Genomic DNA, 24,653 nt, shown 5'->3' on the forward strand with positions numbered 1-24,653 from the left:
CAACCGGCTTCGTACAGGCCTCATTTGGGGGTGACGGTGCGCACGACCGGCGACCTGGCCGAGCTGCCCTCGCCGTCCTCCTCGAGGGCCGGTAGCGCCACTCGGAACTCGGTGGCCTCCGCAGCCGACGCCACGTCGATGCGCCCCCCCATCTCGCGCAGGAGCTGCCGCGCGATGGCCAGGCCGAGGCCGGTCCCCCCGGGCCGGCTGCTGAAGAAGGGCTCGAAGATGCGGTCCCTCGCCGCCTCGGGGATGGCCGGCCCGTCGTTCCCGACGCGGAGCTCCACTGTCCCCGACCGTCCCCCCGGGCTCCGACCGCCCGAGACCCACGCCATCCCGCCCCCCTGTCTCCCCTCGAGCGCCTGCTTCGCGTTGAGCAGCAGGTTCATCAACACCTGCGTGAGGTGATCGGCGTCGGCCAGCGCCGGCAGGGGGCCCGGCAGCTCGCAGCGCACGGTCACCCCGGCCTGCGCGAACTCGGGGATGAGCGCCGTGGCTACCCGACGCGCCACGTCGGCCAGGTCCAGTCGAACGAGGCGCGGCGGCTGCGGTCGGGCGAACGAAAGGAACTGCCCGATGGTTCGATTCATCCGGTCGACTTCGTCTTCGATGAACGAGGCGAGCTCGTGCCCCGTGTCGCCGCTGACGAACCGCCGCTTCAGCGTCCCGCTCGATACCTTGATGATACCGAGAGGGTTCTTGATCTCGTGGATCATCACGGCCGACAGCTGCCCGAGCGCGGCCAGACGCTCGCGCGCCGCGTGCTCCTCCACAAGGAGCGCATACTGCAGGGCGAGGGCCCCAGCCGGCGCCACGCCGCGGAGCGCTCGCAGATCGAAGGCCGCGTAGCGGTCGCCGTGCGCCCGCGGCCCCAAGACGAGCACCCCGGCGAGCCGCTCCGAGCTCCGCAGAGGGAGCAGCATAGAGACGCCGAGCGAAGCCATGAGCCGCTGGAGCCCGACCGGGGGTGCGCCCCGGGTCAGTTGCCCCACGTCCGTCGGCTCGCGAAGCGCCTCCAGCCACTCCAGCGCCGCAGCATCGAGGCCATCCGTCAGCTCGCGCACGGCGCCGCGGTCCTCCCCCGCGGTCGCCACCGGCTCCAGTCGCGCTCCCCCACGGCCGCAGACGAAGAGGCTGGTGAACTGGCACCGCGCGAGTTCGGTCACGCGCTCGGTCAAGCGGTGCGCGACCTCCGGTAGTCGCGCGGCCTCCTCGGCGAGCTCCCGACCGAGTCGCGCCACGGTCTCCTCCGCACGTCCCGCCTCCCGGAAGAAGTAGCGGTCCACCACGCGCTGCACGCCAAGCCGCAGCGGATGAAACACCAGGACCACGACGAGCGTAGAGACCACCACCGCCTCGGCGTGCCGGACGAGGTCGGTGTACCTCTGGGTCCAGTATCCGAGCGTTACGGCCAGAACGAGGACCACTCCGAGGTAGACGAGGACCACCAGCACCGTCGCGATGCCGTAAGTCGTGGTCGTGCGCAGCACGAGTCGCAGGTCGAACAGGTCCCGTTTGATGACCGCGTAGGCCAGCAGCACCGGAAAGAGGGCGGAGAGGATCAGGACGCGCTCGGCCGTGACCACCCGCGGCGAGAGGCGGGCGAGCAGCAGCGACCAGAGCAGGCCACCCGCGAGCGTGACCAGCAGCCCGATCCGGATCGCGGTGGCCTTGTTTCGGACGCGCTCCGACGGATCCCGGCGCGCGGCCACGGTCAGCAGACCGAGGTCGACGAGGAAGCAGACGGCCAGAAAGCCCGATGCCAGGTGGCCGGCCCACCCCACGGCGGGGCTGCCGCTCAGGCGAGCTTGCAGCAGCGCGACCACCGCCATCGCAGCGGCGTACGGGATGGCCAGGATCCCCGGCCGGTGCACTCCCTCGAGGCGGCGAGGGAAGACGCAAAAGAGGTGCACCGAGACGGCTCCGAGCAGAGGGTAGCTCACCCAGAGGCGCGAGAAGACGAAGGTCGTGTGCGCGTCGAAGAGGGTCAGGTAATACACCGCGGCGAGCACGCAGACGGACATGGCGAGGGCCGCCGCGTAGCTTCGACGGACGAAGAAGATGGCCGCACCGAGCAGCAGGTACATCGCGCCGATGGAGTACGGCAGGACGAAGGTGGCGACGAAGTCGCCCCGTCCGAGGGGGCGCACGGGGAGGCTGACCTGATACGCACGCCCTTCGGCCCGCGATACGAGGCGCAACGCGACGGGCCGCTCGACTGGCTGCGCCTGCAGTCGGGATCGCAGCGCCCTCCCATCCGCGATCGGCCGGCCCTCCACGGCCACCACGCGGTCACCGGCGCCGACACCCGCGGCGGGACCGGGCCACGCGCTGCGCTGGACCGAGGAGACGACGCCGCTCGCCTGGAAAAGAAACCCCGCGACGCGGAGCTCTCGCGACGCCACCGCCTGCGCCAGGGCAAGCGCGGCGAGCACCACCGTGGCGGTCAGGACCGCAGCCGGGATGGCGTACAGCAGGCGGCGGTCCATCCGGCTGCCATAGCACGCGCCCCCGCGCCGCGACAACGACCGGGGGACGCCACGAGGGCCCGCAAACTACCCGTGAGGTAAGGGCTCGGGTAGAGTGGGGCTGCTCATGGCCCGCCGTGCCTCCCCGCTCCTCTGGGGCCTCCCTTGCCTCTGCGCCCTGAGCGCCCTGCCCTCCTCCTTCGCCAGGGCCGACGCGACGCGCCGTCCGCTGGTGTCGATCGAGGGTCAGCTCCAAGACGACCCCCGGCAGCTCCTGCGCGCCCTCGCGCTCCCCACCGATCGGGACCCGTCCGATGAAGCCATCTTGCGCGCGCGGCAGAGCCTCGACGAGCTGGGCTACCGCGTCGCGGTGGACCGGCGAGGCGGGCGGACCGTCTTCCGCGTCGCGCCCTACACGCTCATCCGGCGCATCTACGTGAAGGGGAACTGGCCCCTCTTCGAGGAAGAGATCGTACGTCGTCTCGGATTCCGGCCGGGACAACGACTCCCCGAAGGCCGCGCCCTGGCCCACTCCATCGCGCTGCAACGCGACCGGCTGAAGAAGTACCTGGAGCGGGAGGGCTACTTCGACGGGGACCTGCACATCCGCGTGACGCCCCCGGACGCCCAGCACCACGTGAACGTCTACGTGCGCGTGAACAAGGGGCGGGGCTACAAGCTGGGGGGCGTGGAGGTCGAGCACGTCGGCCCGGGCGGGCGGGCCCTCACAGGGAGCGGCGCCGCGGCCACCGGGTTCGTCCCCGCGCTCTCCGATCGCCAGATCGAGCGCATCTTTCAGCACCGGCTGCTGCTCTATCGTCGGTCCTTCAACACCCGACGGTTCGCCGAGGACGTAGACGAACTGCTCAAGCGGTACCACCGGCTCAACTACCCGGGCGCACGGGTCAAGGAGAGCTTTCGTGTGGTCGCGGGTCGCCCCGCCGACCGGGCAGTGCAGATCAAGCTGCGGGTCCAGCAGCGAAAGCGGATCGTCGTCACCTACCGCGGGAACCGGGCGCTCGACGCGGGACAGCTCGACGAGGTCCTCACGCTGAAAGAATCGGGGAGCTACGACGACTACGAGCTCGAACAGAGCGCGAAGCAGATCCATCGGCTCTATCAGAGTCGCGGTTACCTCCAGGCGCGCACGCGCTTCACCCGCACCGTCGGAGGCAACACCGACTGGGTCACCTTCTGGGTCGACGAAGGCCCGCGGTTCAGAGTCGAGCGCGTCGAGCTCGTGGGCCACCGCTCCGTGAGCTCCAGCGAGCTGCGCAAGGTGATCAAGACGCGCCCCTTCCCCTGGCTCGGCTGGGTGGGGCTCGGCGAAGGGGGCTACATCACCGACCTCCAGCTCAGGCAGGACACCGAGCGCCTCGTCCAGCACCTCCGGGACCGTGGGTTCCCGGATGCGCGCGTCTTCGGGGACGTGGCGCCAGCCCCCGAACTCCTCGGGCACGCCGGAGCTCTCGCGGCGGTCGTGGGGACCGGGGCCCGGGCGCGGAGCCGACGCGCGTACGTGCGCTTCGTGATCCACGAGGGAGCGCAGGTGATGGTCCGCGCCGTGAGCGTTCTGCCGGCCGCGCTCTTCGCCGGGGCGCTGCCCGAGGTGGCGCCGCCGCGGATCGGCCCGCGAGGCCGCGCCGCGGAAGCCGACTCCGCTGCCTCGAGCAGGGGCACGAAGCTCCACGTCCTGGAGGGCCGCGCGGTCGCCGACAAGCCGTTGCCGCTGCCTCCGCCCCGCGGGGAGGCCCGCCTGTCGTTCGGGCGCGACGAACTTCTCGCCCAGCTCAGCCTCAAGCCCGGCCAGCCCTACGTCCCCGCGCAGCTCGAGCGCGACAAGCTCCGCCTCATCCGCTTTTATGCCGAGCGCGGTTTCCCGGGGGCCAAGGTCCAGGTCTTCGAGCAGCGGAGCCTGGACGGACGCCAGGTCGAGATCCAGATCACCGTCCAGGAGGAAAGCCTCGTCCGCTTCGGCCCGATCTTCGTGCGCGGCAACTTCCGCACGCGCGAACGCGTGATTCGCTCGGCTCTCGGTTTTCGCGAGGGCCAGCTCTTCGACATCCGCAAGCTCGAAGCGGCCGAGAAGACCTTGCGCGACCTCAAGATGTTCAACGCGGTGTTGATCCGGCCCCTCGCCTACCAGACCGGGCGCACGGTCGTACCGATCCTGGTCCGCGTGGAGGACCGCTACGACGACTGGGGGGCCCTCGAATTCGGCGTCGGCGGGAGCAGCGACAACCCGATCTTCGGATCGGTGGCCTACGTCTGGAACAACGTGCTCGGCTTCAGCACCACGCTCTCGCTCCGAGGCGAAGTCGGCCCCAAGATCCAGAGCATCACCGGGCTGTACAGCGACCCGCGCCTCCTCGGCTGGCCGGTCAAGATGGAGACCCAAGGCTTCTACCGCAACCAGATCACCGCACGCCTCGGGGACACCACGAGCTACGGCGGAACCCTCACACTCTCGAAGGAGCTCCTCCCGCGCCTGCTCGGCTCCGTGCGCTACGAGTTCCGCCAGGTGCAGCGCAAGGAGCCCCTCAATCGACCCACCGGGATCGCCGACGAAGCGAGCGAGGTGGACGTCCCGACTCGCACCGGCGCCGTGGGACCTGGGCTGGTCTACGACCACCGGGATAGCCCGCTCGCGCCCACGCGCGGCTTCTACCTCGGCGCGAATCTCCTCTTCGCCTCTCGCGCCCTCGGCGGCAGCGACGACTTCTTGAAGGTGCGGGCCAACGGCCAGCTCTACGTGCCGCTCCCGCTGCGTTTCACGCTGGCTGTCGGCGTCCGCTACGACCACGGGATCCCCTTCGGGGGGGCCGTCCTCCTGCCGAAGGTGGAACGCTTCTTCGCGGGCGGCGACAGCACCATCCGCGGCTTCGAAGAGGATCGCGCCTTCGCCGAGCGGGTCGAGCTCCCCGCCTCGCCCTACGGGGGCGTGAGCCTGTACCGCGTGCTGCCGCAGGGGGGCAACATCCGCATCCTGGGCAATCTCGAGCTCCAGTTTCCCATCTGGAAGGACAGCCCTATCTTCGGGCTGGATCTGCTTGGCGCGGCCTTCCTCGACAGCGGGGTGGTCTTCAACTCCTACGAGGTCCTCAAGGTCCGCGACTTCCGGCACGGCGCGGGTGTGGCCCTGCGCCTGGTCCTGCCCGTGGGCTTCGCCAGCTTCGAGTACGCGTTCCCCCTGGATCCCACCGTTGGCGATCCCCGGGACGGCCGCTTCCACTTCAACTTCGGCTTCATCTTGTAGGCGGGGCGTCGCCGCCCGCCGAGATCCCGCCCGGCCCCGCCGTGCGGAATTCGTAGAGCCCTGGACCTCCCCACCGGAAACCGGAAGACGCGTCCCGTGCCCCGGCCCGCCGCCTGAGAAACAGGCCCACATTCCGCAAGTTTGAAAAGACGAGGCGGCTGGCATGTGCCTTGCTCTACACGTCACCCGAGGAGCGAGAGCGGACTCGCCATCATCATTCGAGAGCCGAATCACCGAGGGAGGCCCCCGCGCGGAGGGGGTTAATCCACCCGGTGGCCAGGCTTGTCCTGTCGTCCACGAGGAGGAGAAGCGATGAGTGCCCTTCGACGAGCATCAGTCCTGGCGGTGATCTGCCTGACGGTCCCGAGCCTTGCGCGCGCCGAGCGCATCCAGGCTCCGGGGGCCGGCTTCGCGGTGGAGGTTGGTCGCGATCAGGCCGAGCGCATGGGGCGCTTCCAGCAGCGCCTGCGCTCCGCCGGGGTGCAGGGCTACGTGAACCTCTTCAAGTGGAACGCGCCGAGCCCCGACGGCCAGACGGGCGCCACGATCGTCGGGCTCGTCAACCAGCAGAACTGGAGGGGCTGGCTCAGCGACGTCGCCCCCCACACCATCGGCTTCATGAACAACGGTGCGCCGAACTCCCCCGGCGGGACGGGCTACCTGCGCATCGGCAAGCACTTCTGGCCGTACGGGACGATCCATCATGGCGTGGCGAATTACGGCACGCTGCCGAACCAGCCCTGGACCGATCAATACGGCAAGTACGTGGAGGCCACCTTCGAGGCCTCCGCCCAGGAGATCGACGCGGCGACGGCCTTCTGCGCCGCCCGCGCCTACCGTCAGGTCAACAACGCGCGGGGCGAGCCCATCATCCCCCGGTGGGTCAACCCCGGTCCCAGCAATCTCAAGACCGAAGGGTGCGCGGGAGCCTCCTCGTCCATGCTGAACCCCGAGTGGCGTCAGGCCTTCCGCCAGAGCGTGGACTCGATCCGCGCCTACGGCCGCCGGAACAACATCCGCGTCCTGGCCGACGTGACCGTCGCCACGGCGGACGCGCTCGACGGCTTCTGCGAGCGTATCGGCGCCCAGCAGTACACCACCCCGAAGCACCTGACGGTGAAGAACTACGCCAAGCCCACGCTCGGCATGATCACGCTCTTCAACGCGCAGCGGGTGACCGGGCGCGACACGTGGGGCGGGGCCCAGCTGAGCCCCATCAACGACCCGCTCAACCAGATCATCTGGGGCTCCAACTCGGGAGGGTACACCTGGCGTAGCATGGGGAACCCGGCCATCATCCCGGACACGGCGCCGGGTCAGCGCGCCGGCACCTCGTTCGTGAGCCACCGCCTCCCGCTCGAGGCGATCGGGGAGCAGCTGCGGGGCGCGGGGCGCTAGGCGACCGCGAGGCGCGTGGTTTCGCCGCGCGACACTCCCCCCTCTAACGGCTCCCGACGAGCCGATCCACCACCGCCACGTAGGCCTCCATCGCCGCCTCGCGCGTCATCCCGCGGCGTCCGGCCCACGCGTCGTACTTGGCGCGCCCCTTCAGGTCCAGCAAGCCAGGTCGCTTACCCGACACGTCCCCCGCCGTCCCCTGCTTGTAGAGGGCGTAGAGCTCGAGCAGGGTATCGGTCGACGGCGTGCTGCTGAGTGTCTTGACCCGCCGCTGGGCCTCTTCGAAGCGTTCCTGCACCATCTTGCCTACCTCCTTCTTGTCCTTGCGCCAGGGTCAGCCGCGCGGCCGCGGCTTCGCGAGCGCGAACTCCTGGATGCGTAGTTCTAGAATGCGTCGACTTGTTCCCAGAATCGCGGCGATCTCTCCGTTCGGACGCCCACCGTAGACCTCGAGGGCCCGCTCCACGAGCTGCCGCTCCAGGTCCTTGACGAGCTCCTGCAGCTGTAGCCAACCGTCTTCGAGCGAGGTCACCACCTGGTCCAGCTTCGGACGATGCTCGCGCGGCCGCTGCAGCGGCAACTCGGCCACGCCAATGACGGGAGTGTCCGCGAGCAGCCGGGCCCGCTCGATGATGTTCTGGAGCTCGCGCACGTTGCCCGGAAAGCCGTAGTTGAGGAGGAGTTCGTGCGCCTCGGGGCTGAGAGAGACGGGGCTCTGCTCACCGGCAGGCGCGCCCTCCCTGAGAAAGTGCTCGACGAGCAGCGGCACGTCCTCGCGCCGCTCCCGCAGCGACGGCACCTGGATCGGGATGACGTTGAGCCGGTAGTAGAGGTCCTCGCGGAACGTTCCGTCCGCGATGGCCCTCGGCAGGTCACGGTGGGTGGCCGCCACGAAGCGCACGTCCGCCTGAACCAGATCGATGCCCCCCACGCGGGTGAACGCCCGGTCCTCTAGGGCGCGGAGGAGCTTGGTCTGCAGCGCGGGGGACATGTCCCCTACCTCGTCGAGAAAGAGCGTCCCCCCGTGCGCCTGCTCCAGCCTGCCGATCTTCGTCCGCACGGCGCCCGTGAAGGCCCCGCGCTCGTGCCCGAAGAGCTCGCTTTCGAGCAGGCTCTCCGTCAGCGCCGCGCAGTTGACCGGCACGAACGGCCCCTCGGCCCGGGCCCCGGCGAAGTGGATCGCGCGCGCCACGAGTTCCTTGCCCACCCCCGATTCCCCGGTGATGAGCACCGTCGCATCGCGCTCTGCGGCCCGCTCGATCAGGGCGCGCAGCGAGCGCATCGGCTCGCTCTCCCCGATCAGATCCGCCCCCCGCGTCCGTTCCCGCAGCCGCGTCTTCGAGCGCTGGCTCTCCCGCTTGAGCTCACCCGCCTTGAGCGCCTTCTCGACGGTGAGCAGCATCTCCTCGTTCGAGAACGGTTTGATCACGTACTCGAAGGCGCCGGCCTTCATCGCCTCCACGGCCGACTCCACCGTCGAGTACGCGGTCATGATCACCACCTGCACGCCGTCGTTCGCGGCCTTGGCCCGGCGCAGCACCTCGAGCCCGTCCGCGCCCGGCATGGAAAGGTCCGTCACGACGAGGTCGAAGGGCTCCTCCACGCGGGAGAGGGCTCGCGTCGACTCGGACTCGGTGAGCACGTCGTAACGGTCCTCCTCGTTGAGCATGATCCTCAGCGACCGACACATGTTCGGTTCGTCGTCGACGATCAGGATGCGAGGACGACCGGAGCTGGCCATGGGCGCAAGCCTATCGCAAATCCGGCCCGCGCTCGCAAGGGTCCAGCGCCGGCCCGCGAAGTCAGAAGGCGGGACAGACGCGCGGGGGCGACGCGCAGGGGACGTGCGGAAGCGCGACAACCTCCAGCGCTCCGCCTCCCGCCAGGAGCACCTGGGTGCCAGGGTCAGCGCAGGAGCGGTGAAGGTAGCCGAGGGCCACCACCGCGCCGCACTCGGGAGACCAGCTCGAGGAGGTCACCCTCCCGGCGTCGGGACGCAGAGCGGTCGCGAGGACTTCGCCCGGCTCGGGGAGCCGCTCCCCGCTGCCGCGCAGCCCCACCAGACGGTGGGCGACCTCCCCTCGGCTCTTCACCCGGCAGATGGGCTCCTGGCCCACGTAGCAGCCCTTCGTGAAGCTGACGGCCCCGAGCTGCCCGGCCTCGAGCAGCAGGACCTCCTCGGAGAGCTCCGCCCCGAGGCGCGGCGTGCCGGCCTCGATCCGGCAGGTCTCGAAGGTGGCGGCGTCTCCGAGCACGGCCCCGCCGGCGGTGAAATGCTCGAGGAGTCCCGCCAGGCTCCCCGGTCGTCCCAGCACGAGCCAGCCAGGGGCCGCGAGCTGATCGTCGCCGAGGACGGTCACCGCTGCCTCCCCGAGGAGCGACGCCCGATGCGTGTACGGAGGAAGGGGCTCGGGCAGGCCGAGCAGGGATCGTGCGCGCTCCACCTCGGGCCCGTAGAGGCCGACGACGTCGGCCGCCTCCGATCGCACCTCCACGCGGTCCATCACGGCGTACCGGCCGAGCGCCCCCTCGAGTCGCGAGGCTCCCTCCGCCGGGACGAGCAGCCGGAAGTCCTCCGCGTCGCAGAGGACGGTCAACGGCGTGATGACCTTCCCCTTCGGTGTGAGGAGCGCCGCGGGGGCCGCCTCCCCCGGCCTCAGAGAGCGGACGTCCGCCGTGAGCAGCCGCTGGAGAAAGGAGGACGCGTCGGGCCCGACGACGCGCAGGAGCCCGAAGAGCTCTGCGAGCGGCAGGACCGCCAGGCCGTGTCGCGCCGCCCGTGCCGCGCCGTCCTCGCCCTCGAGCCCCGCCGACCGCATCACCCGCCCGTCCTTCGGATCTGCGCCAGCGTGGGCCGATCCCGGAAGAGCACCGTCTTGAGCACCACGAGCCGCGCCATCTCCGTCTCTTCGAGTCGCCCGAGCCGCTCGACCAGGGCCGTGAACTCGCCGTCGCAGGCTTCGAAGGCCACCCGGTCGAGGCGTACCATCCCGCCACGACCGAAGTAATCGAAGAGCTCGAGGTACTCTTGATACGGGGACATGGCGTGGGTGGTAGCACCGGTTCCCAGGAGCGGCAAGCGCGCGGCGCGAGGAGGCGCCCCGTGCCGGCCCGCGCACGACGCGTCCCCGGCTCGTGCGGGCCCTTGCCCGCCGGGCGCTGCCTGCGCTAGAAAGGCCGCGGTCGGCGAGCGGTCCCGCTGCCACCTCCGAGGCCCCGGCATGGCACCAGTAGAGCTCGAGCTTGAGCACACTCCGGTCCCCCGGCCTCCGTCGGGGGCCTGGCTCTCGGCCTACGACGTGGCGAAGGTCGCCTTCTTCCTCTTCGGATTCCCGCGCAACGGCTTCGGGTCGGTGGACGTCACGAGCCGCTGCAACCTGCGCTGCCGGCACTGCTACTACTTCGCCGGCCCGGAAGAGGACCTCCCGCGCGAGCTGAGCGCCGATCAATGGGAGGCTCGCCTGCAGGAGCTCCGACGCTCCAACTCGCGCTGGCAGTTCCCGTTCTTCAACTGCACCTGGGTCGGAGGCGACCCGCTACTCCGGCAGGATGTCATCGCGCGCTGCAAGCCGTACTTCCGGTACAACACCATCGTCACCAACGGCACCATCCCGCTTCCCAACTGGCCTGACGTCAACTGGTACATCTCGATCGACGGCGACGAGACGCTGCACGAGGAGCTGCGAGACCCGTCGGGCCACTTCCGGCGTAACGGACGCCCCGGCATCTACCGTCGGATCGTCGATAACGTCTCCCGGAACCGGCACCTCGGCGTCACGATCGCGTACTGCATTACGCGAGACAACGTCCGCTGCATCGAGCAGGTCGTAAAGGACTGGAATGCGGCCGGCGCGAAACACATCACCTTCGACTTCTTCACGCCGGTCGCGGGCCTCGACGACCGGATGTGGCTCGACTTCGCCGAGCGCGACGCGGTGCTCGACAAGCTGGTGGCCCTGCGACGGATCTACGGTGACTTCTTCGTCATCCCGGAGCGCGTGCTGCGGCTGATGCGCTCGGACCGTTGCCGCGAGGTCACCGCGACCTGCCTGCTGGCACGGCGTTCGTTTGCCCTCGACGCGGGCGGTCGCCAGAAGGGCAAGTGCGTCATGGGGGACGCCGCGGACTGCAGTCGCTGCGGCTGCGTCGTGCCGTTCTACCTCCGCTCCCTCACCGATCGCCCCCTGATCCTCGGGGACGTGGGACGCGAGCTCGCCACCGCGGGCCGGCGCCTCGCCTCGGACCTGGCCGCACACGTTCTCCCCTGAGCATCCGACCCATGCCCATGCACCTTCCTCGCTCCTCCTCGATGCCGCGCGCAGTCCCGCGCCGACGGACCGCAGGCCCCCGGCTCCTCGCGGCTTTGGCCCTCCTCGCAGCGGCAGCCCCGGCCCACGCCCAGGAGGGGAAATCGTCCCCGGCTGCGACGGGTCTACGGCTCACGCTGGCGCAGCTCATCACGCAGGCGCGGCAGAAATACCCCGGCGTGGAGGCCGCGCAGCGCGCGCTCGAAGGGATGGAGGCACAGCTCTATCGCGCCAAGTGGGCCTGGCTCCCGCAGGGCCAGATGCGCGGCTTCGTGGCCCCCTCTCCCGACATCAAGTGTCTGGACCAGAACGGAAAACCCAGCACGACCAACTGCTTCAGCACGACCAGCGTGGACGCCCGCTCCTTCAACATCTCGGGGATCCTCGCCCGGATCGAGCTCGACGTCGGCGTCCCGCTCTACACCTTCGGCAAGCTGGCGGCGGCGCGGCAGGCCGCCGCAGCCGGCGTGGACCTGCGGCGAGAGCTCGTGCGCGCGACGGGAGACGACCTGGAACTCAAGGTCACCCGCGCCTACTTCGGCCTCAAGCTCGCCCGAGAGATCCTGCGCACCGTGCGCGAAGGGAAGACGCACCTCGTGAAGGCGAAGGAGAAGATCGAGAAGGATCTGGACGACGGAGAGGGCGACTCGACGGTCACGGACCTGCTACGGATCCAGACCTTCACCGCCGAGGTGGACGCGCGCATCGGCGAAGGCGAGAAGGGCGAACGGATCGCGCATGCGGCGCTGGGCATGATGGCGGGCCTCACGGGCCAGGCCTTCGACGTGGACTCGGCCGTGCTGGATCCGATCCCCGGGAAGCTCGACCGCGTCGGCGCCTACCTGCAGCTCGCGCGGCAGCACCGGCCCGAGACGCACATGGTCGCGGCGGCGGTCAAGGCCGCGCGCGCCGGGGCGGCCGTCGAGAAGGCCGGCTTCTTCCCCGACTTCGTCCTCGTGGCCTACCTCGGCTACGCGGTGGCCACGAGCGCCGACGACCCGCAGAACGCGTTCTTCAACGACCCGCTCAACTTCTTCGGCGCGGGCTTCGGACTCGCCATGCGCTGGAATCTGGACACGGTGCAGCAGGTGGGGCGCTACCGCGCGGCGCGGGCCCTCGCGCGGGAGACCGAGGCGCGCCGGGCCGAGGGCCTGGCGGCCATCGACCTCGAGATCCGTCGAGAGTACCTGGAGCTGGCCGAGGCCCAGACGCGCCTGCAGGCCACCGACCGCGGCCAGAAGGCGGCCCGCAAGTGGCTCGTCGCCACCTCGCAGAACCTGAGCGCCGGTCTCGCCGAACCGAAGGACCTCACCGACGCGCTGCTGGCCTTCTTCCAGCTCCGCGTGCGCTACCTGCAGGCGATCCACGACGTGAACGTGGGCTGGGCCGTGCTCGGCCGGGTGGTGGGCCTCGCCGCCCGCCGGATCGCGACGCCATGACGGCCGGAGCGCAGCCCTCCGCACGCAAAAAAGCGGACAACCCACGCGGCCGGTGGTACATCTCGGGCTGTGAACGAGGGTTGTGACTGTTGCACGGTCGACGCACCCCCCTCGAAAAAAATCGATTAATTTCCACCGGCCCGTTATGGCATGGGGTATGCATCGCCGCAGGGCAGCACATGCCTCCGGGAGGCCTGACCATGACGAACCTGCACCGCCTCGCACTTCTCCTCTCGCTCCCCGCGCTGCTCTGGACCGGCAGGGCGCTGGCCCTGGCCGACGGCCCGACCCAGGCGCTCCGCCGGACCAACACGCAGATCTCCGCCCTGCTCCGCAAGAAGGTTCGGGGGGGGTCGGAGCAGGAGAAGCAGGTCAAGCGCAAGCTCAAGGAGACCGTCAACTCCTTCCTGGACTTCGAGGAGCTGGCGCGCCTCGCGCTCGGCCGCCACTGGGAGGGACGCACCCCGAAGCAGCGCGCCGAGTTTGTGGGGATCCTGCGCGAGCTGATCGAACGCAGCTACCTCAAGCAGATCCGCGGGAACCTCGACTACAAGCTCGACTACCGTGGCGAGCAGATCACGGGCGACAGCGCGCACGTCCACACGGTCGCGAAGGTGGTGAAGGACGGCCGCGCCGAGGAGGTCAGCATCGACTACAAGATGCGTCGGGTGCAGGGCACCTGGCTCGTCTTCGACGTCGTGACCGACGACGTCAGCATCGTGCGAAACTACAAGTCCCAGTTCAACCGCATCATCGTGCGCGAGTCGTACGACGCGCTGGTAAAGAAGATGCGGCGCAAGCTCGAGACCATCTAACGTTCGCCGTGCGTCGGCACGTCCAGCCTCGCCCCCTCCTCCCCCATCGCCATCGCCCGACAACCCGCTGGCGGGCCACCCACGCTGCGCTCCTGACCCTGCTGCTCGCCGCGTGCGGACGTCCCGAGGTAGACGGCTTCCTGAGCAAGCCGATCCCGCTGCGCCTCGCCCGGGGAATGGCCTTTGCCCTGATCCGCTACGGCGAAGGCCCGCCGCTCACCGCGCTGCTCGACAGCGCCGCCCCGGTGAGCGCTCTCGCCGCGGGCGGAGGCGCGGCGGCACCTCACCGTCGGGACGCGCTGCGCCTGCTGGACGCGGAGCATCCCGAGGTGACGCGCTTCATGGTCGCCGACCAGGACACCTACGAAGTTCCGATGCACGGCGTGGGGCTCGACCATGCGCAACCCATCCAGGCCGTCGTGGGCGCCCCCTTGCTCTCGCTCTTCTCGGTTCGGCTGAGCCACGCGGGCCGTCCCCCCTCGGTGACGATCCGCGACGAGATCCCGGACTCGACCGAGGAGCTCGCGGGCGACTGCGACCCCTGGCAGATGGTCCGCCCAACGGGTGCCGGGTCCACGAGCCCATGCCCCGCCATCTTTCTCACGAGGCGACTGGGGGGAGGGATCCTGAGCCTGGGCGGCGTCGAGCAACGAACGCCCGCCTCGAGGCTAGCCGTCCCTGTCTGCATGCTCGCCGCGCCTTTCGACCCCCGATCCGACAAGCCGGAGCGGATCGGACCTGGCGGCGTGCCCGCGACGGCCGTCCTCTCCACCGGGCTTGGCGTGTCGGTGATCGCCCGCTCCACCTTCGAGCGTCTCCGCGCGGCAGACCCCACGATCCCCGAACAGGTCGGACACACCCTGAACCTTCCCTCGGGACCGGAGTCGGTTTCCCTGACCCGCATCTCGCGGCTGAGCCTCGTCTCCGACGAGTCTCGAGATCTGGGTCCGTGCGCGGAACAGGCGCGTCGCCGGCGCTTGCTCGTGGCCAACCGGGCGACGGCCATCCCGAGCGACCTCGACCAGTACGGAGCGAGCGTGGCGGAGCTTCTCGCGCCGGTCGAGCTCGCCGTGCTGAGAGACGACGCCCCGCTCCTCCAGGGGCTGCGGCAGGAGCTCCGCACCACCGTCCCCGACGTGGACCTCGTGCTGGGGGCGAGCGTGCTCGCAAACTTCGACGTGGATCTGGACTACCCCTCCGAACGCACGATCCTGCGCTGTGCCGCGACAGCCGCGGGTTCCCCCTGCCGCGTCCTGCCCCATTGCTCCGGTCGTGGTGACCGGCCGGCCTGCCTGCAGGACTAGCTCCCCCGGAGCCCTGAGAGACCGCCTCCCCCCTCCTGGCCCATCTGCGCTACGCTGCGCGCATGCGCACGACGCTTACTCTCGGTGGACGACCCACGTTCCTGCTCGGCGTGAACTACTGGTCCCGGGGCGGAGGCCCCCGCATGTGGGACCGCTTCGACGAGGCCCGCGTTCGCGCGGAGCTGGCCCAGATGCGGGGCATCGGCCTGAACACCTGCCGCAGCTTCGCCTTCATTCCGACCTTCATGCCGAGCCCACCGCAGGTCGCCGCCGAGCCGGTGGCGCGGCTGCGACGCTTTCTCGACCTCTGCAGCGAGACGGGGATGAGCTCCATCCCCTCCTTTTTGGTCGGGCACATGTCGGGGGAGAACTACGACTTCCCGGGCCAGGCCGGCCGCTCGCCGTACACCGACCCCGAGGTCCTGGCCTGGCAGGAGGCGCTGGTCCGGGCCGTGGCACAGGCCGGAGCGAATCACCCCGCCGTCGCGGCGTACCTGGCCAGCAACGAGATGCCGCTCTGGGGGGGCAAGGCCTCCCCCGAAACCATCGTCGCCTGGGCGCAGCGCCTCCGGAGCGCCCTGCGCAGCGTCGATCCGCATCGCCCGTTCAGCCTCGGCGACGGCGTGATGAACCTGAAGGGGGGCCAGAACGGTTTCGACGTGCCGAGCCTGCGGCCCATCGTGGACTTCTACGGGCCTCACACCTACGCCGCGGACTCGGACCCCCTCCGCCAAGCGGTGAACGCGGAGTACTGCCTGCGCAGTGTGAGCTACCAGGGCCTGCCGGTGATCTTCGAGGAGTTCGGTTGCTCGTCCTGCCAGGTTTCCGAGGAGAACCAGGCTCTCTACTACCGCGAGGTGCTCCACTCCTGCCTGAGCAGCGGCGCCGCGGGAGCCCTCGGCTGGTGCTTCTCGGACTTCGACCTCGCGGACGATCCGCCGTACACGCACCACGCCTTCGAACTCGGCTTCGGCATCACCCGCGCCGACGGCAGCGAGAAGCCCGTCTGCGGCGAGCTACGCTCCTTCGCGCGGCTCGTGGAGGCCATCGACTATCCGAGCCTCCGTCCCCCGCGGCCGAACGTGGCCATTCTCGTGCCGTCCTACTTCCACACCACCTACCCCTTCTCGTGGGAAGACCGCGACCGGATGCGCCGCACGCTCCTGCAGTCGTACCTCTTGTGCGTGGCGGCGGGCCTCGAGGCGGAGCTCGTCCCCGAGGAGGTCGACCTCGCGCCGTACAGGCTCGTCCTCCTCCCCTCCACGCAGAAGCTCCTCGCCTCCACCTGGCGCGCGCTCCTCGAGCACGCGCGACGCGGCCACACCGTCTACTGGTCCTACTTCGGCGGCGACTACAACTTCCATCAGGGGATGTGGTGCCAGAACTTCACCGAGCTCACCGGCTGCCGCCACACGCTCCGCTACGGCTGCGCGGATCAACCGAGCGACCCGGCGGTCCTCCGCGGCAACGGCCTCGAGCTGACGGCTCGCACGACGGCCTCGGGGCCGTTCCCGCGCGCGTTTCTCCCCGTCGAGGTTCTCGACGGCACCAGGATCCTCTGCAGCGACGATCGCGGCCGTCCGGCGCTGACCCGGAAGGCCCACGGAGAGGGGCAGGTCTACCTCTGCACCTACCCATGGGAGCACTATCTCGCCGAGCAGCCCGACGTGAACCGCGAGGACCCGGCGCACACGCTCTATCGCTTCCTCGCCGAGAACGCGGGCGTCTCGAGCCCCTACCCGAGCAGCCATCCATCGGTGCAGACCCGCCTCGTGGAGTCCGCGGGGGGGCCTCTGCTCTGGGTCACGAATCACGACTGGAGGCCGGTCCGGACCCGGCTCGACACGCCGGGGGCCAAGGCCCTGCACGGCACCGACGACGTCCTCCCCGAGGGACCGGGAGAGCTCTCGCTGCAGGCGAAGCAGGTGGCCGTCTTCCGCCTCGCGAGGCGAGGACCCTAAGCAGGCCCTCCCTATTCGAACGTGACCGCGCGCTCGAAGTCCTCGGGGTTCGAGGCGGCGCTCTTGCCCACCTCGAGCTTGAGGTGCCCGGCACGGTAGAGCTCGAGCAGGTGCTGATCGAAGGTCTGCATCGCGTAGAGATCCTTGCCCTGCTCCATCACCTTGTGAAGCTCGTCCAGCCGGTCTCCACGTCGCACGTACTCGCGCACCGTACGGGTGGCACGCAGCACCTCCACCGCGGGGATGAGCCCTAGCCCCGACTTGTTCACGAGCAGCCGGAGCGACACGATCGCGGTCAGGCAGTCCGCGAAGCGCACGCGGACCGAGTCCTGCATCTCCGACGGAAAGAGGCCCACGAACCGCTCGATGGTGCGAATCACGTCGGTCGTGTGGATCGCGCTCATGACCATGTGCCCCGTCTCGGCGGCCTTGAGACAGGTCTCGGCCGTCTCCTGCTCCCGCACCTCCCCCACCATGATCACGTCCGGGTCCTGGCGCAGAGCGGCTACCAGCGCATCCCGGTAGCTCCCCGTGTCGCTCCCCACCTCGCGCTGCGTGATGATGCACTTGCCGTGGCCGAACAGAAACTCGATCGGGTCCTCGATCGTCACGACGTGGGCGTGGCGGGTCTCGTTGATGTACTTGAGCATCGCCGCGATGGTGGTGGATTTGCCCATCCCCGTGGCGCCGGTGACGAGGATCAGGCCCCGCCGGCTGCTCGCGATATCCCCCAGCACGCGCGGGAGGTTCAGCACCTCGAAGCTGCGCACGTCGTAGGGGATGACGCGAATCACGATCCCCACCGAGCCGCGCTGCAGGAAGACGTGGACGCGAAAGCGCCCGATGCCGGGGATGCTGTACGAGAAGTCGCGCTCCCCGGACATTCTGGACGGCTCCCACGCCGGATCGTCGAAGAGCACGCGCGCGATGTCGATGGTGTCCTCGGGGGTCATCGGCGCGTACTTGGCCGCGAGGAGGTCGCCCTTGACCCGGTAGTGGGGCCGGTGTCCGACGGCGAAGTGGATGTCCGAGACGCCGCGCTGGATGCCGAACGTCAGGAGCTTGATGAGCTGGTCCTTGTCCACCCGGTCCTCCTGGGCCCGCCGTTGCCCCGGGGCCGACCTGGCCGCGCTACCCCGTGCCGCGCGCTTTCCGCCGAGATCGTCCTGATTTATCGAAGACCTAGCAGTGTAACAGAACCCTCGAGAGCCGCAAGCTTCGTGTCGCAAACGGCCCTGCTATACTACGCGGCCCATGGCGTCCTTCGAAGAATCCCTCGCACGCGGTACCCTCTGGGCCTTCGCCACGGCGTTCGGCTCCGGCGTGGCCACCAGCTTCACCGGCTGCGTCTATCCCATGATCCCGATCACCGTGAGCATCTTCGGCGCCAAGAGCGCGAGGAGCCGCGGCCAGGCGTTCCTCCTCGCCACGTGCTACGTGATGGGGATCGCCGTCATGTACGCGACCCTGGGGGTGCTAGCGGCGCTCGCGGGGTGGGCCGCGGGGAACCTCCTCGCCTCCCCCTGGGTGATCGTCCCGCTCTGCGGCCTCTTCGTGGCCCTCGCCGCCTCGATGCTGGGCCTCTGGGAGATCCGGCTCCCCGCCGCGCTCCAGAATCGGATGGCGCTGATCGGAGGGCACGGCTACCGCGGCGCCTTCGCGATGGGCCTCGTCGGAGGGATCCTGATCGCGCCCTGCGCGGGGGCGTGGCTGGGTGGGCTCCTCGGGTACGTGGCCGCCACGCGCAACGTCTTTCTCGGCGGCGGTCTCCTCTTCACGTACGCCCTCGGCATCGGTCTCCTCTTCTGGGTCATCGCGACCTCGGCAGTGTCTCTGCCGAAGAGCGGCGGCTGGATGGACTCCGTGAAGTCCGCGCTCGGCGTGGCGCTGCTCGTCGCGACGCTCTACTACCTACAAAACGTGCTGGCCCCGCTCGCGCGCTACACCTCCGGGAGTTGGCGCTTCGCTGGCCTCAACCTGGCCCTCGCCGTCGCGGGGATCGCCGTCGGGGGGCTTCACCTGACCTACCACGGGGCCGGCGCGCTCACGGCCCTGCGCAAGACAGTGGGCGTGCTCGCCCTCTCCGTGGGGCTCTTCGGCGTGGTCAACTTCGCCTTCACCTCGGACACCAAGCTTCCGTGGCTCTACGAGGAGTCCGTCGCGCTCGAGCGCGCCAAGCGCCATCAGAAGCCGCTCCTCATCGACGTCTGGGCACGGTGGTGTATTCCGTGCAAGGAGATGGAGAGCAAGGTCCTGGCCGACGCGGCGGTGCGGCGCGAGCTCGGTCGGTTCGTCATGTTCAAGGCCGACGTGACGGAGGACACCGCGGCAGTGCGCGCACTGCGACAGCGCTATCGCGCGGCGGAGATCCCGCTGCTGATCGCGCTCGATAGCGAGGGGCGCGAGCGGATGCGCGTAGGGAAGATCGACTCCGCCGACGAGCTGCTCACGCTGCTACGCCGGGTACCGTAGCGCTCGAGCGAGACGAGGATCGCTTGTCGCCACGCGGCCGGGGGCTATACTGAGAGCCAACATGTCGAGACCACGATGTTTTATCGTGATCTGCATCACGCTCGGCGCGTGTAGGCGCGACGCGCCTCCGACTCCCGATCACGTCACCTCGTCCTCCTTGCCACCCATCGTGATCAAGGCGGACCGGAAGCTCCTTTATACCTATGCGACGGGGCCCACGGGGGCCTTCGAGACGACGGCCAAGCTTGCCGACGTGGCGGAAGCGCAGCGTCACTGGGTGCGCGTCGTGGACCTCGCCATCTCCCCCGACCGTCGAAAGGACCACGAGCTCGTCTACGTGGCCGACCTGCGCGCGCCGCGGCCAGATGGTTCGTATCCGTATGTCGTGGTGTCGCGAACCGCCTTCGAGCAGGTGGCCCGGCGCGGCGAAGCCCCGCCCACCGCGGGGGGGACCGGCGGGCCGGCGCCTGACGCCAAGAACACGAAGGTGGTGCTCTACGGCACGAGCTGGTGCCCGGCCTGCAAGGCTGCCGCGAGCTACCTGCGCGAGCACCGGGTCCCCTTCGTCGAGAAGGACATCGAGAAGGATCCCCAGGCCGCAGCCGAGCTGATGCAGAAGGCTAGAGCGGCCGGGATCTCCCCGTCGGGGGTTCCGGTGCTGGACGTGCGCGGCACGCTGCTACAGGGCTTCGATCCGCAGCGTCTGACGGCGCTGCTGGGAGGGAAACCATGAAACGACTACTCCTCGCCGCTCTCACCGCCCTCATGATCACCTCGGTCGCCCCGCGCGCAGAGGCCAAGATCTTCGAAGTGTGGGGCTCGGGTCTCCTCGGCACCTCCTTCGGCAACGGAAAGACAGGCAAGGACTTCTTCTCCTGGGTCGGCGGGGGAGCCGCGGGGGCGGAGGTCGGGGTCAAGCTCCTCTTCCTCGGCGCGTACATCGACTATCTGCGCTTCTTCGGTGGAGACGCCGGCGCGAACCTCGTGAGCTTCAACCTCGGGGGAGACGGCACCGTGAACTTCGGCCCGCTCGCGCTGGTCTTTCGCCTCGCGGGGGCGTTCTACATCGGCACGCTTCCCGACGACGTGACCATCCTGCGGGACGGGGTCGCGATCAAAGGGAACAACGTGCACACCCGCGGCATCGGCGTGAGAGGCGGCCTCGGATTGCGCTACACCTTCCTCAAGATCTTCTCCGTGGGCTGCACGCCGCAGGTCGGTTACCATTACTTCTTCGGCGGCGCCGACGAGGACCCCCGGAACGAGAACTCCCACGGGTGGGACTTCCAGGCTCTGGGGTACTTCCGCGTCGGCCTTGGCTTCTAGACCGGCCGACGGTAGTGTTGGCCCGACTCTCCTCGGGAGCGGCGACCCGGATGTGCAGCTTTGTGAGCTCCTTGCGTGCCGTGCTCCTGATCTGCGCGATCCTTCACCTCCCCTTCTCTTCCGTCGCCGAGGCGCAGAGCAATCCGCACTTCGAACGCGGCATGAAGCTCCTCCGCGAAATGGACGAAGGGAAGGCGCTGAAGGAGTTTGCCAAGGCCCTCGGGTATCCGGGCACGACCTCCCAGCTCAAGGCCCGCATCCACATCTACCGGGGGGTGGCGTTCTTTCACCTCCTCGACAAGAAGTCCGCGCAGCAGGCCTTCCAGGCCGCGCTGACGCTCGATCCCCAGGTGCAGATCCCACGCACCGTCTCTCCCAAGATCCGCGTCTTCTTCGACCGCCTGAAGCAACAGCTCAGCCCCCCGGACGCCGAGGTGATCGGGGACGACGGGGGACGGAAGCCCTCGGGCGGCGGCTCCGCGAGCGGCAGAGGGCGCGGTGAAGACGACGACGATGACGATGACGACCGCGGGAGCCGCAGGGGCAGCGCCGGTTCCGGCAGTGGCGGCGGGGGCGACGAGCAGAGCCGCCCCGACCCGGACCCCGACCGGCCGCCAGCACGCACGCCCGACAGTCGCCCGGGCGCGAACTGGGCCGCCTGGACGAGCCTGGGGCTCGGCGGCCTGGCGCTCGCCATCGGCATCGGACTGGGCGTGGCCTCGCGCAAGGACCAGGCGCAGGCCGATGATCCCACGCTCCCGTACGACGACGCCTTCGCCTACGCGAACGCAGCCTCCAAGAAGGCCCTCGGCGCCAACATCCTCTTCGGCGTGGCGGGCGCCGGCGCGGTGGCTGCGGTGGTGCTCTTCATCGTGCGCCGCGGGCGTCCCAGGTCGAGGTCGGTCTCGATCGCGCCGCTCCGGGGAGGCGCTATGGTCCAGATGGTGGGCGTCACCTGGTGATGGCCCTCACTCCTCGAGCCGCGTCTTGACCTGTTCCACCTCCTGACGGTACGGCGGCGAGCAGCGTAGGAACTCCTGGTACTGATCGCGGGCCCGCGCCCGTTCCCCGACCTCCCACAGCAGATCTCCGAGGAGCTTCCGCGCCTCGGGACTGTTCGGCGCCGCGCTGACGGCACGCTGGGCCTGCTCCACTGCCGCCCGCCGCTGACCCGCTCCGGCGAGCCGCCGCGCGTGCGCGAACTGCGACTGCACCCATGCGTGGCGCGCCAGATCGGCCGAGCCGAGCAACGGGTCGGCAGGGAGGTTCTCGATGCGCCCGCCACTCGCGTTCGGCTCGCCGAGGAGCCGTTTGAGATCCACGGCCACGAACTCTCCGGCCAGGCGCGGTCCACGAGAGACCCAGAGCACCAAGTCCGTCAGATCCACCACCACCCCGTGCGTGGCGATCAGGGCGTCGATGGCGTTCCGGTGACCGATCGGGAGGGGTTGCTCGCCGGCGCCCTTGCGGTCACGCAGGATCTCCGCCGCCACCCGGGGGTCGATGCGCGTCGCATGTCGCGTGAGGAGCTGGTTCAGGCGCGTCAGACGCGCGTCGCTCGTGGAGTAGCGCCGCAGGCGGTCGTTGGCCGCGTCCGGCTTGAACTCGTCGGAGAGGAAGTGGTTGGTCACACCGATCACCCCCCCGGGAGCGCGCCGTACGGCGGTCTTCCGCGGAGAGAGCTCCACCACGACCGCGTCGGGGACCTTGCCGTCGGCGATGAGCAGCGCCTCGGGGACCATCACGCGGTGCTGCTTGACGACCTCGAGGGCCTCTTTGATCGACCCCGCGCGTTCCAGGATCTCGCGCATCAGAAACGTGACCGGGATCCCCGGCTGCGGCGGGTCATCGGTGCGCGCGGCGTTGAGCGAGACGTAGATCCGGCGGGCGTTCACGCCTGTCACTACGCCCATCATGCCGGGCCAGGCCACGGAGACGAAGGGGACGCGCCCGGCCGGATGGTAGGCCAGGACCGCCTTCTCGCGGTCGAAGATCCGTCCGCCCTCGAAGTCGAAGTTCCGAGCCACGATGAGGTGTCCGTTCGTCGACTGCTTCCCCCACGCGGCGAAGGCCGTGCAGCCGACGAGAGGGGAGCCCTCGAGCCGCTGGGTCATGTCGTAGAGCGCGTGGTAGTAGAAGATCCGCTGGAAGGGTTCCTCGTCGTAGACCTCGGCGTCGCTCACGGTGCGGCTGAAGGCGGCCAGCTCGACCAGGCGTTCGGGCGGCGTCTGTTCCGGCAGGTGCCGGTAGCGCCAGCGGACGACGTTCCCTACGGCCCAGCGTTGCCAGCGCCCCGGCAGGAGCTCCGCCTGGAGCTGCTTCAGGTGGCGGTCGAAACGGTCGGTGATGCGGGCCGCGAGGAGGCCGTGGGCGTGGCCGAGCTGACGCGCATCGCCGCGCAGCGCGACCCGCCAGATGCCGTCCTGGCGCTCCATCCAGCTCGTCCCGGAGACGAGGCGAACTCCGTGCGCCGCCGGCTCGACCTCGACGGTGGTCGGGATCGAGGGCCCGTCGTCGTCGGGCGGACGCATCCAGGTCCACCGACGGAAGGCCGTGTAGAGCAGCGTCAGACTCACTCCCGCGACCAGCGCCCCGAAGGCCGCCTTGCGCACCCAGGGGCGAAGGCGACCCTTGGGTCCCGTTCCGCCGAGCAGCGTCGCCATCACGCGCCCCGCTCGATGAGGATTGCGGCGCTCGTGCCTCCGCAGGCGTGCCCCACCACGAGCACGCGTTTCAGCGACGCGGCCGACATGGAGGTGACCAGCCCCGGGAGGTCGGGAAGGCCCCCGCAAGGCCCGACGCCAGCCGCCGCGAAGACCTCGCCTCTCGCGAGCGCCACGAGCGCCGCCGCCACGCGCAGAAGACCCGCCCCCATGTACGTTCCAACGACACCATGGGGGGTGGTGACCGGCACGGGCCGAGCCCCGAACGCCTCGCGCAACACGCTCGCATCCAGGGCGTCGAGCCCTCGGCTGCCGCACCCGCACCCGATGACGAGGTCCACCTCCTCCGGGCCCCGCCCGGCCTCCTCCAGCGCGGCGCGGATCGCCTCCACACCGGCGGCCACACTCGCCCCAGAGCCCCGCGGCGCCTCCCAACCCCGGAAGGAGCGGTCACCCGACGCCGAGCCGCACCCGACGACGCGGCCCAGGCTGGCGCGCCCTGCACCTCGCGCGAGCTCCTCGGGCTCCAGCCGGAGCGTCACGGCCCCCTCGCCGAGGAGTTGACCTCCGCGATCGACGGCATACGGGCGCGGGGGACCGTCGGCGAGCGCCCCGAAGCGGCGATAGGCATGATGCGCGGCCGGCGTCAGCTCGTCGACGGCGCCGACGAGCAGGGCCGGCGCATGCCCGAGTCGGAGCGCGTCGCGCGCCACGAGGAGCGCGAGCTCGCCGGACACCTCGCGGTGATTGACGGTCGTTTGATACCCCTGCAGACCTAGCTCCATCGAGAGCTGCGCCGCAACCACGTTCATCACGGAGGCAGGAAAGAGCGACGGACTCGCCACCGAAGGACCGCCATCGCCGAGCTGCCGCAGGAGCTCCGCCGTCTCCTCGAGCGCGCCGAGGCCCGTGCCGATCACGACCCCCGCGGCGTCCGAGGGCAGTGCGGCTCCCTCGGCCAGCGCGTCGTGCGCTGCCACGAGGGCCATCCTCGAGAGTCGCCCGATCCTCCGCAGGCGTTCGGGGGAAACCAGCCCCTCGAGCGGGACCTGCGTGACGCTGGCGCCGGCCTGCGGCTCTCCGCGCGCGGAATAGACCGGCGGCAGCTCGCGCCCCAGACACTCGCCCCGATAGAGGCGCTCCGCCAGCGCGTGCATTCCGCGCCCCGCCGGGGAGAGCACACCGACTCCGGTGATGACGACTCCTGTGGGGGCGCTTCTCATGGGGGGCAGCCGATCACGACG

Annotated in this window: 19 protein-coding genes; 11 read left to right on the forward strand and 8 right to left on the reverse strand. The window is 70.0% G+C overall.

Annotated elements, in window-relative coordinates; translation table 11 throughout:
• Positions 1 to 20: 20 nt before the first annotated feature.
• Positions 21 to 2,489, reverse strand: a complete 2,469-nt coding sequence (locus IT371_17645) for a hypothetical protein (protein MCC6749493.1) — start codon at positions 2,487 to 2,489, stop codon at positions 21 to 23.
• Between the two features lie 106 nt (positions 2,490 to 2,595).
• Here IT371_17645 and IT371_17650 point away from each other — a divergent pair, with 106 nt between their 5' ends.
• On the forward strand, positions 2,596 to 5,724 hold the full coding sequence (locus IT371_17650; protein MCC6749494.1) for a BamA/TamA family outer membrane protein: 3,129 nt from the start codon (positions 2,596 to 2,598) through the stop codon (positions 5,722 to 5,724).
• 312 nt (positions 5,725 to 6,036) lie between these two features.
• Entirely contained in the window at positions 6,037 to 7,122 is a 1,086-nt protein-coding gene (locus IT371_17655; GenBank protein MCC6749495.1) for a hypothetical protein, read from the forward strand.
• A gap of 43 nt (positions 7,123 to 7,165) precedes the next feature.
• On the opposite strand, the gene IT371_17660 is transcribed toward IT371_17655, so the two are convergent.
• The 4 genes from IT371_17660 to IT371_17675 form a co-directional block, all read right to left on the reverse strand.
• Positions 7,166 to 7,423 (reverse strand): acyl-CoA-binding protein, encoded by a 258-nt coding sequence (locus IT371_17660; GenBank protein ID MCC6749496.1) that lies wholly within the window; start codon positions 7,421 to 7,423, stop codon positions 7,166 to 7,168.
• Between the two features lie 33 nt (positions 7,424 to 7,456).
• The gene (locus tag IT371_17665; protein ID MCC6749497.1) at positions 7,457 to 8,863 is read right to left on the reverse strand and encodes a sigma-54-dependent Fis family transcriptional regulator; all 1,407 of its coding nucleotides are present in this window, start codon (positions 8,861 to 8,863) and stop codon (positions 7,457 to 7,459) included.
• 61 nt (positions 8,864 to 8,924) lie between these two features.
• On the reverse strand, positions 8,925 to 9,944 hold the full coding sequence (locus IT371_17670; protein ID MCC6749498.1) for a folate-binding protein YgfZ: 1,020 nt from the start codon (positions 9,942 to 9,944) through the stop codon (positions 8,925 to 8,927).
• Positions 9,941 to 10,165, reverse strand: coding sequence for a hypothetical protein (locus IT371_17675; GenBank protein ID MCC6749499.1), 225 nt, complete (start codon positions 10,163 to 10,165; stop codon positions 9,941 to 9,943). Before IT371_17675 ends, IT371_17670 begins: the two co-directional genes overlap by 4 nt.
• A gap of 178 nt (positions 10,166 to 10,343) precedes the next feature.
• On the opposite strand from IT371_17675, the gene IT371_17680 reads away from it, so the two are divergent.
• From IT371_17680 to IT371_17700, 5 genes are all read left to right on the forward strand, one after another.
• Positions 10,344 to 11,390: a radical SAM protein gene (locus IT371_17680; protein ID MCC6749500.1), complete on the forward strand. Its 1,047-nt coding sequence runs from the start codon at positions 10,344 to 10,346 to the stop codon at positions 11,388 to 11,390.
• 11 nt (positions 11,391 to 11,401) lie between these two features.
• A complete protein-coding gene (locus tag IT371_17685; GenBank protein MCC6749501.1) occupies positions 11,402 to 12,868 on the forward strand; it encodes a TolC family protein in 1,467 nt (488 codons plus the stop codon).
• Positions 12,869 to 13,068: 200 nt separating this feature from the next.
• Entirely contained in the window at positions 13,069 to 13,683 is a 615-nt protein-coding gene (locus IT371_17690; GenBank protein ID MCC6749502.1) for an ABC transporter substrate-binding protein, read from the forward strand.
• Positions 13,684 to 13,691: 8 nt separating this feature from the next.
• Positions 13,692 to 14,987 carry a hypothetical protein gene (locus IT371_17695; protein ID MCC6749503.1) on the forward strand — a complete coding sequence of 432 codons (1,296 nt, stop codon included), beginning with the start codon at positions 13,692 to 13,694 and terminating at the stop codon, positions 14,985 to 14,987.
• A 62-nt stretch (positions 14,988 to 15,049) separates the two neighbouring features.
• Positions 15,050 to 16,948 carry a beta-galactosidase trimerization domain-containing protein gene (locus IT371_17700; protein MCC6749504.1) on the forward strand — a complete coding sequence of 633 codons (1,899 nt, stop codon included), beginning with the start codon at positions 15,050 to 15,052 and terminating at the stop codon, positions 16,946 to 16,948.
• Positions 16,949 to 16,959: 11 nt separating this feature from the next.
• Here IT371_17700 and IT371_17705 read toward each other — a convergent pair whose 3' ends face one another.
• Positions 16,960 to 18,033 carry a PilT/PilU family type 4a pilus ATPase gene (locus IT371_17705; GenBank protein MCC6749505.1) on the reverse strand — a complete coding sequence of 358 codons (1,074 nt, stop codon included), beginning with the start codon at positions 18,031 to 18,033 and terminating at the stop codon, positions 16,960 to 16,962.
• A 169-nt stretch (positions 18,034 to 18,202) separates the two neighbouring features.
• Between IT371_17705 and IT371_17710 the strand changes: the two genes are divergently transcribed.
• The 4 genes from IT371_17710 to IT371_17725 all read left to right on the forward strand — a co-directional run bounded on the left by IT371_17710 (position 18,203) and on the right by IT371_17725 (position 21,708).
• On the forward strand, positions 18,203 to 19,420 hold the full coding sequence (locus IT371_17710; protein ID MCC6749506.1) for a thioredoxin family protein: 1,218 nt from the start codon (positions 18,203 to 18,205) through the stop codon (positions 19,418 to 19,420).
• 61 nt (positions 19,421 to 19,481) lie between these two features.
• Positions 19,482 to 20,153, forward strand: coding sequence for a hypothetical protein (locus tag IT371_17715; protein ID MCC6749507.1), 672 nt, complete (start codon positions 19,482 to 19,484; stop codon positions 20,151 to 20,153).
• Entirely contained in the window at positions 20,150 to 20,746 is a 597-nt protein-coding gene (locus tag IT371_17720; protein MCC6749508.1) for a hypothetical protein, read from the forward strand. Before IT371_17715 ends, IT371_17720 begins: the two co-directional genes overlap by 4 nt.
• A gap of 62 nt (positions 20,747 to 20,808) precedes the next feature.
• Positions 20,809 to 21,708: a hypothetical protein gene (locus IT371_17725; protein MCC6749509.1), complete on the forward strand. Its 900-nt coding sequence runs from the start codon at positions 20,809 to 20,811 to the stop codon at positions 21,706 to 21,708.
• Between the two features lie 6 nt (positions 21,709 to 21,714).
• Here the strand turns inward: IT371_17725 and IT371_17730 are convergent, their stop codons facing one another.
• Together IT371_17730 and IT371_17735 are read right to left on the reverse strand one after the other, a co-directional pair.
• The gene (locus IT371_17730) at positions 21,715 to 23,412 is read right to left on the reverse strand and encodes a tetratricopeptide repeat protein (protein ID MCC6749510.1); all 1,698 of its coding nucleotides are present in this window, start codon (positions 23,410 to 23,412) and stop codon (positions 21,715 to 21,717) included.
• On the reverse strand, positions 23,409 to 24,632 hold the full coding sequence (locus tag IT371_17735; GenBank protein MCC6749511.1) for a beta-ketoacyl synthase chain length factor: 1,224 nt from the start codon (positions 24,630 to 24,632) through the stop codon (positions 23,409 to 23,411). Before IT371_17735 ends, IT371_17730 begins: the two co-directional genes overlap by 4 nt.
• Positions 24,633 to 24,653 lie beyond the last annotated feature (21 nt).

The sequence above is a fragment of the Deltaproteobacteria bacterium genome (genome assembly GCA_020848905.1).
Taxonomy (GTDB): domain Bacteria; phylum Myxococcota_A; class Polyangia.